General features: G+C 71.5%; 10 protein-coding genes. 7 read left to right on the top strand and 3 right to left on the bottom strand.

Annotation, left to right across the window (positions count from 1 at the left end; genetic code table 11):
• Positions 1-180 precede the first annotated feature (180 nt).
• From ABD268_RS20530 to ABD268_RS20520, 3 genes are all read left to right on the top strand, one after another.
• Positions 181-1806 (top strand): hypothetical protein, encoded by a 1626-nt coding sequence (locus ABD268_RS20530; protein ID WP_344156958.1) that lies wholly within the window; start codon positions 181-183, stop codon positions 1804-1806.
• Positions 1807-2075: 269 nt separating this feature from the next.
• On the top strand, positions 2076-2762 hold the full coding sequence (locus tag ABD268_RS20525) for a class I SAM-dependent methyltransferase (protein WP_344156955.1): 687 nt from the start codon (positions 2076-2078) through the stop codon (positions 2760-2762).
• Positions 2759-3511: a class I SAM-dependent methyltransferase gene (locus ABD268_RS20520; RefSeq protein WP_344156952.1), complete on the top strand. Its 753-nt coding sequence runs from the start codon at positions 2759-2761 to the stop codon at positions 3509-3511. The genes ABD268_RS20525 and ABD268_RS20520 overlap by 4 nt, the downstream gene beginning before the upstream one ends.
• A 215-nt stretch (positions 3512-3726) precedes the next feature.
• On the opposite strand, the gene ABD268_RS20515 is transcribed toward ABD268_RS20520, so the two are convergent.
• Positions 3727-4614 carry a ZIP family metal transporter gene (locus tag ABD268_RS20515; RefSeq protein WP_344156949.1) on the bottom strand — a complete coding sequence of 296 codons (888 nt, stop codon included), beginning with the start codon at positions 4612-4614 and terminating at the stop codon, positions 3727-3729.
• A 61-nt stretch (positions 4615-4675) separates the two neighbouring features.
• Complete coding sequence (locus ABD268_RS20510; RefSeq protein WP_344156946.1) at positions 4676-5698, bottom strand: patatin-like phospholipase family protein; 1023 nt, start codon at positions 5696-5698, stop codon at positions 4676-4678.
• A 112-nt stretch (positions 5699-5810) separates the two neighbouring features.
• Here ABD268_RS20510 and ABD268_RS20505 point away from each other — a divergent pair, with 112 nt between their 5' ends.
• The 4 genes from ABD268_RS20505 to ABD268_RS20490 all read left to right on the top strand — a co-directional run bounded on the left by ABD268_RS20505 (position 5811) and on the right by ABD268_RS20490 (position 8053).
• Positions 5811-6272 carry a CHRD domain-containing protein gene (locus tag ABD268_RS20505; RefSeq protein ID WP_344156942.1) on the top strand — a complete coding sequence of 154 codons (462 nt, stop codon included), beginning with the start codon at positions 5811-5813 and terminating at the stop codon, positions 6270-6272.
• Positions 6273-6307: 35 nt separating this feature from the next.
• Positions 6308-6817 (top strand): sigma-70 family RNA polymerase sigma factor, encoded by a 510-nt coding sequence (locus ABD268_RS20500; RefSeq protein ID WP_344156938.1) that lies wholly within the window; start codon positions 6308-6310, stop codon positions 6815-6817.
• Positions 6814-7512, top strand: a complete 699-nt coding sequence (locus ABD268_RS20495; RefSeq protein WP_344156935.1) for an anti-sigma factor family protein — start codon at positions 6814-6816, stop codon at positions 7510-7512. Before ABD268_RS20500 ends, ABD268_RS20495 begins: the two co-directional genes overlap by 4 nt.
• 79 nt (positions 7513-7591) lie before the next feature.
• Positions 7592-8053, top strand: coding sequence for a Rieske (2Fe-2S) protein (locus ABD268_RS20490; RefSeq protein ID WP_344156932.1), 462 nt, complete (start codon positions 7592-7594; stop codon positions 8051-8053).
• A gap of 12 nt (positions 8054-8065) precedes the next feature.
• On the opposite strand, the gene ABD268_RS20485 is transcribed toward ABD268_RS20490, so the two are convergent.
• Positions 8066-9913 carry a glycoside hydrolase family 15 protein gene (locus tag ABD268_RS20485; protein WP_344156929.1) on the bottom strand — a complete coding sequence of 616 codons (1848 nt, stop codon included), beginning with the start codon at positions 9911-9913 and terminating at the stop codon, positions 8066-8068.
• Positions 9914-9929: the final 16 nt, after the last annotated feature.

The following is a 9929-nucleotide window of genomic DNA, read 5'->3' as shown; positions in this document are numbered from 1 at the left end:
GGGATCGATGGGTTCACTGACAGCCACCGCCGAAGCCTCGGGGCAGAAGTGTCACCACCAAGATGATTCAAAGTGTTACCGATGTCTTGATGCAGAACTGTCACCGATGTCCTGCCACATGACATCCACATCTTGGAAACGACTCTTGCCCACTCGAACATACGTTCGATAGAATCAGGTATGGACCTGGCCACCGCCCCCGACGCGCTGACGGCGGACGCCGTGGAGACGTTGGCGTTGGCCGAGCGGCTGGTGGTCCGGCGCCGTCAGGTGGAGCTGGAGGACCTGCGGGTCGCGGCGCACTGGGCCGCCCTGCACGGCAGCGACCCGCGGGAGGATCCGGGGTTCGTGCGGGGCCGGCCGGGCGCGGACCGGCTGGTCGCGGTCGGCGGGGAGGGCACCCCGAAGGTCCGGGAGCTGTGCTTCCACGAGCTCGGGATCGCCCGGCAGGTGCACGCCCAGGCCGCCCGGGCGCTGGTGGCCGACGTGCTGGACCTGCAGCACCGGCTGCCGTTGACCTGGGCCCGGCTGGAGGCGCTGGCCGCGGACGCGTTCGTGGCCCGCAAGGTCGCCGCCAAGACCCGCGACCTGCCCCGGGCGGTGGTGGGGCTGGTCGACGTCGCGGTCGCGACGGTCCTCGGCCGACTGTCCGCGGGCCGGGTGCTGGCGATCGCCGAGGCCGCGATCATCGAGGCCGACACCGCCGGGCACGCCGAGAAGCTCGCCGCGGAGCGCCGCCGCCGCTACGTGGGGCTGTCCCGGACCGACGAGCACGGGCTGCGCACCGTGATCGCCCGGGTCACCGCCGGGGACGCGGTCTGGATCGACGCCACCGTGGACCGGGTCGCCGACATCCTCACCACCCGCCCGGACCTGCGCCCCGAGGACCCCGGGGCCGACCTGACCCGCGACGAGCTCCGCGCGCTCGCGTTTGGGTGGCTGGCCCGCCCCGCCCAGCTCCTCCACCTGCTGTTGGAGGCCGCCCACACTGCCGAGCAGGACACCCAGGCTGCGGACGAGACCGATGCCGCGGAGCCCGAGGCCGGGGCCGACGCCGCCGAGTCCGACACCGCCGAGTCCGAGGCGCCCGAGGACGACACCGACGCGGGCCCGGAGCCCGAGCCCGAGCCCGAGCCCCCGGGCGGTGACCCGCTCGCGGAGTCGCGGTCCACCGCCCTGTCGCAGGAAGCGCTGGACCTGTTCCGGGCCGCCGACCTGACCACACTGGCCCCGGCCGTGCAGCTGTACGTGCACCTGCACCAAGACGTGCTGGACGGCACCCCCGGGGTCGCCCGGGTCGAGGGGATCGGTCCGCACCTGCTCGAACAGGTGGTGGGTCTGGTGGCGCACACCCGGGTCACCGTCACGCCGGTGGTCGACCTGGCCGACCGGCACGCCGTGGACGGCTACGAGTTCCCCCAGGCGGTCCGGCACCGCACGAGGCTGCGGATGCCCGCCGAGGCCGCCCCCCACGCCACCCGGATCACCGGGAACAGCCAACGCATCGACCTGGACCACCCCACCCCCTACGACCCCACCGGCCCCCCGAAGCAGACCGGCGACCACAACGCCGCCCCGCTGGGCCGGACCACACACCGGGCCAAGACCCACCTCGGCTACCGGGTCCTCCAGATCGGCGTCGACGCCTGGCTGTGGCGCACCCCGCACGGGCTCTGGCGTGTCGTCGACCCCCGCGGCACCCACCCGATCAGCGACTTCGACGCCGAGGGGTTCACCAGCCCCGACCCCCTCCAACGCAGCCTGGCCCGACTCTGGTGGGAACACTGCGCCAGCAAGGCCGCCTGACTGGGTGTGTCCCTGTTGCGTGAGCGCCCGCGGTCACTGTGCGTGATGCCGTAGCCAAAGCGGGCCGCCAGCCGCGAGTCGCTGTTGCGGCCCGATCGGCCGCACTCACCAGCCGTACGGGACGCGGTATGCGACCTCGGTCGGTCATGCCGGGTGGGTCTGCCCTGTGAGGAATGCTGTGGTGTGCCAAGGGTCGGGGGTGGTCTGCTGGGGATGCTGTCGAGTCAGCGAAGGAGAGCGGTGTGGCTGGTTATGGGGCTCTGTCGGACGTGTACGACTGGGTGATCCCGGACGGGATGCTGACGCCGGCCGACTCAGTCGCTGCGTTCGGTGACCTGGTGAAGTCTCTTCCGCCTGGCGCGCGTGTTCTCGACTGCGCGTGCGGCACCGGGCAGCTCGCGGTCGGCCTGGCAGGTCTCGGCCTGGACGTTGTCGCGACCGACGCGAGCGCTGGGATGGTGCGCCGGACCGACCACCTCGATGCCGCGACCTTCGACATGGTGTTCTGCGTGGGCAACTCGCTCCATCACGCCGACGGCACCTCTGGTCGCCTCGCCGCACTGGCCGCCATGGCGCAGCTGCTGGGTCGTGGCGGGCGCCTCGTGCTCACGTCCCGCACGTGGGAGCTCATCCGAGCCAACGGCTCTCGCCTGGACGTGCGTGACCGGCTCGTTCGTCGTCGTGGCCGGGACGCCTTTGTCGTCTACAACTGGCAGATCGAGGAACGCTGGGAGCAAGAGCACCATCTGGACATTGCTGTCGCACAAGTGGGGGCCGATGGTGTGGTGACGACGTGCTCCGAACGCTTGTCATGCTGGCCGTTTCGCCACGAGCAGCTCGTGTCGCAGCTGCAGCGCGTCGGACTGAGAGTCGAGACCACCACCTTCGACCCGGTCGCCGAGGGGTACATGGTCGTCGCCGTCAAGGAGGATGCCCAGGGAGGGTGCTCTGCATGAGCGAGCAGTTCTACACGGATGCGAGGTTGTACGACCGGTTGTTCCCCGGAAGCGAACAGGCCATCGACTTCTATGCGGCGGAGGCTGATCGGCAAGGCGGGTGTGTCTTGGAACTCGGGTGCGGCACCGGACAGAAGCTGATCCCGATCGCGTCCGAGGGGCATCCGTGCATGGGCCTGGAGCTCTCGCCGGACATGCTTGCCGAGGCTCAGCGCAAGGCGGACGAGCGCGGCGTCGAGGTGGCGTGGGTGCAGGGCGACATGCGCGCGTTCGACCTGGGCCGAACGTTCGACCTGGTGTTCATCGCCGCCAACTCATTGCTCCATCTCCATGAGGCAAAGGACTTGGTGGACTGCTTCCGGTCGGTGCGAAGGCACCTGGCACCGGGAGCGCGGCTCATCTTCGACGTGTTCAACCCGAGCGTGTCGATGCTTGCCCAGGCCGACGGCGTTCGACGCAGGCGCGACGCGTTGTCGTTCGTGGATCCCGATCGTGGCGTCGTGCATGTCGATGTCGCGGAGACCTACGACGCGGCCGCGCAGGTGACTCGCGGGAGGTGGTACTTCTCGACCGATTCCGAGGTGGACTTCTTTGTCGCACCGCTTGAGATCAGGAGCATCTTCCCCCAGGAGCTGCCGCTGCTGCTCTCGCTCGGGGGTCTCCGGGTTGTTGAACGCTTCGGCGACTGGTCCCGTGCGCCACTCGCCGCAGATGCGGCACTCCAGCTCTACATCTGCGAACCGGACTGAACCGAGAGCCGGCAGGACTGTCGGTTCAGGGTCATCCTCCGGGCAGGCTCGTCTGCACCATCGGTGACGACCTGAGCGGCGTGGTGGTGGTGGATGACTTCGGCTGCAGGTGGGTCCGACTCACCGACGAGCCGTTCGAGACGCCGCCCGGCGATGCGGCCCAGCAGGGACGGTCTCCGGCGTCCTGCTCGGACCGCAGGCTCTGCTGGAGGAGCTCAGACCCCGGCCGCGGTCACGATCGCGTCGGTGAGGAAGCCGGCGAGGAGGCCGACGAGGATGCCGTAGGCGAGCAGGTCGCTGCGGCGGGCGCGCGTGGCGACGCCGATCAGCTGGGTGATCACGTAGATCAGCGAACCGGCGGCCAGGGTCAGGAACACGACGCTGAGCGGCTCGCTGGTGAACCCGTAGCCGAGCAGGGTGCCGACGAAGGTGGGCCCGCCGGCGATCGCGCCCATGGCCAGCAGGAACCCCCAGCCGGGACGACGTGGCCGGCCGTCGCCGTCCACGTCGGCGGCGAGAGGCGCCACGATCCCGAACCCCTCGGTGGCGTTGTGGAGGCCGAAGCCGATCACGAGCATCAGCGCCAGCGCGATCTCCCCGGAGGCCGCCGACTGCCCGATCGCGAGGCCCTCGGCGAAGTTGTGCAGGCCGATGCCGACGGCGATGAGCAGCGAGAGGCGGCGGGCCGCGGACCAGCTCGCGATGCCCCGGGGCGGCTTCACCTCGCCCATGGTCATGGCGCCCGGGCCCTCGGAGCGGGCGGGGGAGTCGGCGGGGCGGGCCGGGACCTGCCGCGCCATCCAGCGCTCGTAGTGGACCAGGGACAGCAGTCCGACGCTGAGCCCGGTGGTCGCGAGGAGGCCGTAGCCGACGGCCGTGCCCAGGCCGCCGTCCCCCTCGTGCACGGATTCGAGGGCCGCGTCGATGGGCTCCCACGCCGCCGACAGCACGTCCCAGACCAGGAACAGCAGCACGCCCACGGCGGCCGCGTTGAGGAACAGCCGGAGCGAGGGCGCGGGCCTGCGCAGCCGCCCGACAGGGAGGCCGAGCAGGATGGTCGCGCCGGCCAGGAAGCCCAGCACCAGGGTGGCGGAGAGGCTCACCGGAGACTCCGATCGGGGGAAGGGGCGACGCGAGACCGTTCCTCCCGAGATTAGGCTCGCCTCACTCGGCTGGCAAACCCACGCCGGCCTGCCTGCCGCCGGTCAGGGGAGCGCGGTCGAGCGCCTCGTCCGCGAGCTTTCGTCCGAGCTCCATCATCTCCGCGCCGCGATGGAAGTCCAGCGTGCGGCAGGCGTGCTTCGGGATGCTGATGAGCAGGTCCGGCGGGTAGCTCGCCAGGCGGTAGCGGGTCACCACGCTCTGCAGCGCGTCCAGGGACAGCTCCATCACGTCGAGGGTCCCCAGGCCCGTGGGCAGGGCGGCGAGCACGTCCTCGGGGGCCTCGACATCCAGCTCCTCGGCGACCGCGGCGGCCCCGTCGCCCCGTCCGCTGCCGAACCAGCCGGTCACCCGGCGTACGGCCTCGCGGTCGAGGAGCTGGGCCGCACTGCTCCGGAACCGCGCCTGCCACTCCGTCGGGGGGAGCGGCTCGGACGACTCCTGCGCCGGGCTCCTGCCGGGTACCGCGTCCGCGACGCCGGACAGGGAGACCGCCACCGTCGCGTCGGCCCGGATGGCTGCCAGCGGAGCCAGGGGAATCGGGTTCATCATGCCGCCGTCGGCCAGCAGGCGCCCGTTGAGCATCACGGGGGTGAACACGCTCGGCAGCGCGATCGAGGCCCGGATGGCGACCTCGACCGGTCCGCGCTGGAACCACACCTCCTTGCGGGCCAGCAGGTCGGTGGCCACCGCCGTGAACGGGACGGGCAGGTCCTCGATGCGCACCCCCGCGAGCAGGTCGATGACCCGGGCCATGACCTTGCTGCCCCGGATCACCCCCGGGGTCCGCAGCGACGGGTCGAGCAACCGGATCACGTCGCGCTGTGACAGGCCGCGGATCCACTCGGCGTACGGCGGCAGCCGGCCCGCGGCGTGGAGACCCCCGACGAGCGCGCCCATCGAGGTGCCGGAGACGCCGACGATGTCGCAGCCGCGTTCCTCGAGCGCCTGGATCACCCCGATGTGGGCATAGCCGCGAGCACCCCCGCCGCCGAGGGCCAGGGCCACGCGGATCCGGTCCGACACCCCTTGAGACTAGGTCCGCCTCGACGCCCCGACGCCGCCCGATGGTCCCGACTTCGGGGGCCGGTTGAACCGTCCGGCGCCGGCAGCCGTGTCACCCGACAAGGAGGCAACCATGTCGAACACAACGCAACCCGTACGCCGGGCCGCCCTGGCCCTGGGAACCTGCCTGGTGGTCGCCGTGTCGGGAGCGGCCGTGACCCCCGCCGCCCACGCCTCGGCTCCTGACTCGGCGCAGCGCGCATCCGTGCAACGGCTGCAGGCGCACCTCAAGCCCAGCGGTGACGCCAACGGCTCCGGCGAGGCGCACTTCACCCTCAACAAGGCCCGGCACCGGGTCTGCGCGAACGTCGAGTGGAAGAACATCGCGATGCCGAACGCCGCGCACATCCACCGCAAGTCGGACGGCGGCATCGTGGTGGACCTGACTGGCTCGGTCACGGGTGGTTCGCACTGCGCGACCGGGGTGTCCAAGAAGCTGATCGGTCGGATCCTCGGGCACCCGGGCCGGTACTACTTCAACGTGCACAACGGGCCCCACCCTGCCGGTGCGATCCAGGGAACCCTGCGCCACTGAGTGGGTGCCGGAGCACACTTCAGGGAGGAGGTCCGTTGCCCGGGAACCAGGTCGAGCTGATGCAGCAGCTGCATGACGAGCACGCAGCGGCGCTGTGGGGCTACTGCGTCCGCCTGACCAACGACCGGTCGCGCGCGGAGGACGTCGTCCAGGAGACGCTGCTGCGCGCGTGGCGACACTTCTCGGTGCTCGACGAGCGCCAGGGGTCGGTCCGCGCGTGGCTGTTCACGGTGGCCCGCAACATCGTGATCGATGAGTGGCGGACCCGGCGTGCGCACGCCGAGCTCGCCGTCGCCGAGGTGCCCGAGGCGGTCGACCCGGTCGACCGGACCGACCAGCTGCTGCTCTCCTGGATGGTCGCCGAGGCGATCACCAAGCTCTCCGCGGAGCACCGCGCGGTGCTCCTGGAGTGCTACTACCGTGGGCTTCCCGTGTCCGAGGCCGCCCGTCGTCTGGGGATCCCCGAGGGCACGGTGAAGTCCCGTACTCACTACGCGCTGCGGGCACTGCGACTGGCGCTCGAGGAGATGGGGGTGGGGGCATGAGCTGCGAGTTCGCGCACCTCGACGGCTCCTACGTGCTCGGCGCGCTGTCACCGGGGGAGCGCCGGCAGTTCGAGCAGCACCTCTCCGGCTGCGACCAGTGCTCGCAGAGCGTCCGCGAGATGGCCGGTCTGCCCGGGCTGCTCGCGCGGGTGGAGCCCGGGATCCTCGAGGAGCCGCCGGGCGAGGAACCGGTGCCTGACACTCTGCTGCCCGCGCTGCTCGGGGAGGTACGACGTACGCAGCGGCGCCGCACCCTCGTCACGGCGGGACTGGCCGCCGCGGCCGCCGTGCTCGTGACGGTCGGGGCCGCGGTCACGGTCGGCACGACCGGAGACGGCTCTCCCCAGGCGACGCCCCCCACGTCCAGCGCGAGCACCCCCGCCGCCCACCCCATGGCCGAGGTACGGGACGTCGGCATGCGCGCGAGCCTGGCCTTCGCGAGCGTGCCGTGGGGTACCCGCCTCGACCTGACCTGCAGCTACGCCGCTCCGGTCGGACAGTACGAGCCGCCCGCCACGACGTACTCCATGGTGGTGCGGACCCGGGACGGTCGCACCGAGCAGGTGGCCACCTGGCGCGCCCTGCCCGGCCGCACGATGCAGCTGTCCGCGGCGACCGCGGCCCCTCGCGCCGACATCGCGTCGGTGGAGGTGCGCACGGCCGACGGTGCGCCGGTGCTCCGGCTGAGCTCCTGAGCCGGCCGCGGGCCACGTGAACCATCCGCGGAAGGAACCCGTATGCACGGGCAACGACGACCGACACACGGAGGTGGCCATGACCGCGAACGAGGTGCAGGACGGGTTCTCCCGTCGCAAGGTGCTGGTGGCAGGGGCCGGGACGGCGCTCGGCGCTACGGCGCTGGTCGCCTGCGGTGGCAGCGACTCGGGGGGCGACAGCTCGTCCGGCCCGACGTCGGGGTCCGGATCGGGCGGCGGCAGCCAGGGAGGCGTCCTGGCGAAGGTGTCGGACGTACCGGTCGGCGGCGCGATCTCGGCGCAGGACAGCAACGGCAAGCCGGTCATCGTCTCCCAGCCGACGCAGGGCGACGTGGTCGCGTTCTCGGCGATCTGCACGCACCGGGGCTGCACGGTCGCACCGCAGGGCGAGATCCTGCAGTGTCCCTGCCACGGCTCGACCTACGACCCGGCCACCGGTGACAACACGGGTGGCCCGGCGCCCAGCCCGCTCGCGAAGGTCGCGGTCGAGGTCAGGAAGGGCGAGGTCGTCGAGGCCTGACCGTGCCTGCCCTCAGGCCGGGACCAGGGCCCGGTCCATCGCCCGGTCCAGGGTGATGGCCGCGTCGATCAGCGACAGGTGCGTGAACGCCTGCGGGAAGTTGCCGATCTGCTCGCCGTTGAGCGCGATCTCCTCGGAGAAGAGCCCCAGGTGGTTGCTGTAGGTCAGCATCTTCTCGAAGGTGATGCGGGCCTTGTCCAGCTGCCCGGCCCGGGCCAGCGACTCGACGTAGGCGAACGTGCACAGCGAGAACGTGCCCTCCGAGCCGCGCAGCCCGTCCGGGGAGGCCGCCGGGTCGTAGCGGTAGACGAGGCTGTCGGTGACCAGCTCGCCGTCCATCGCCTCGAGGGTGGAGAGCCACATCGGGTCGGTCGGGGAGATGAACCCGACCTTCGACATCCGCAGCAGCGACGAGTCGAGCACGTCGGTCTTGTAGTGCTGCACGAACGCCTGGCGCTTCGGGCTCCAGCCCTTCACCATGACCTGGTCGTAGACCGCGTCCCGCTCCGTGCGCCAGCGGTCGACCGGCGCCGGCCGGCCGTGCTCGGTGGCGAGGCGGATGCCCCGGTCGAGGGCGACCCAGCTCATCAACCGGCCGTAGGTGAAGTCCTCGCGACCGCCCCGGGTCTCCCAGATGCCCTCCTCGGGCTGGTCCCAGTTCTCGGCCACCCAGTCGACGATCTCGCAGATCCTCAGCCAGCCCTGGTGGCTGCCGGTGAGGCCGTGCTGGTCGGCGAAGTAGATGCTGTCGACGGCCTCGCCGTAGATGTCGAGCTGGAGCTGGTCGGAGGCGGCGTTCCCGATCCGCACCGGGCTGGACCCCCGGTACCCCTCCCAGTGGTCCAGGACCTCCTCGGTCAGGTCGCTGGACCCGTCGACCCGGTACATGATCTGCAGCGGCCCCGACCCGTTGCCCCCGACCTGCTCGGCCACGCGGGCGCCCAGCCAGCGCCCCAGCGCCACCGTCTCCTCGGTGAAGCCGAGCCCCATCAGCGCGTAGACGGAGAAGGAGGCGTCGCGCACCCAGGTGAAGCGGTAGTCCCAGTTCCGCTCGCCGCCCACCTGCTCCGGCAGGCCCGCGGTGGGTGCCGCCACGATCGCGCCGGTGGGTGCGTAGGTCATCAGCTTGAGCGTGATCGCCGAACGGTTCAGGGTCTCCCGCCAGCGGCCGTGGTACGTCGACTGCGCCAGCCAGGACTCCCAGAAGTGGACGGTCGCGTCGAAGAGCTCTTGGACCTCGGCCGGGCGCACCTGCCGCGCGGGCCCCCGCGTCCCCGTCTCCAGGACCACGCCGCGCATCTGCCCGGCCTCGAGCTCCACCTGGGCGTGCAGGTCGCCCTCGCCGTCCACCTGGACGTGGGCGATCCGCCGGTCCTCGGGCTCCTTGACCAGGTTGACGGTGAGCGCGGCCCGGCTGCTCTCGAAGACCACGCCGTCCTCGCTGAGCTGCGTCCCGTGGCGCTCGCGGCCGTAGTCGAAGCGGGGGGCGATGTCGACGTCGAAGGCCATCCGGCCGCGGACGCACCGGACCATCCGGATGATCCGGTGCCGGTCCGTCGCGGTCGTGGGGTCGTCGATCGGCATGAAGTCGACGACCTCGCCGACCCCGCCCTCGGTGAGGAACCGGGTCACCAGGACGGCGGTGTCGGGGAAGTAGAGCTGCTTGGTGGTGAAGGCCTCGGTGCTCGGGCGTACCCGGCAGAGCCCGCCCTTGCGGTGGTCCAGCAGGGCGCCGAACATGCTGGGGGAGTCGAAGCGGGGCGCGCAGAACCAGTCGATCGAGCCGTCGGTGGTGACCAGCGCGCAGGTCTGGAGGTCGCCGATCATTCCGTGGTCGGCGATCAAGGGGTAGTCGGACACGATCTCGTCCTCTCGG

The sequence above is a fragment of the Nocardioides koreensis genome (assembly GCF_039531775.1).
GTDB lineage: Bacteria > Actinomycetota > Actinomycetes > Propionibacteriales > Nocardioidaceae > Nocardioides > Nocardioides koreensis.
This window is presented reverse-complemented; position numbering and strand designations above follow the sequence as displayed.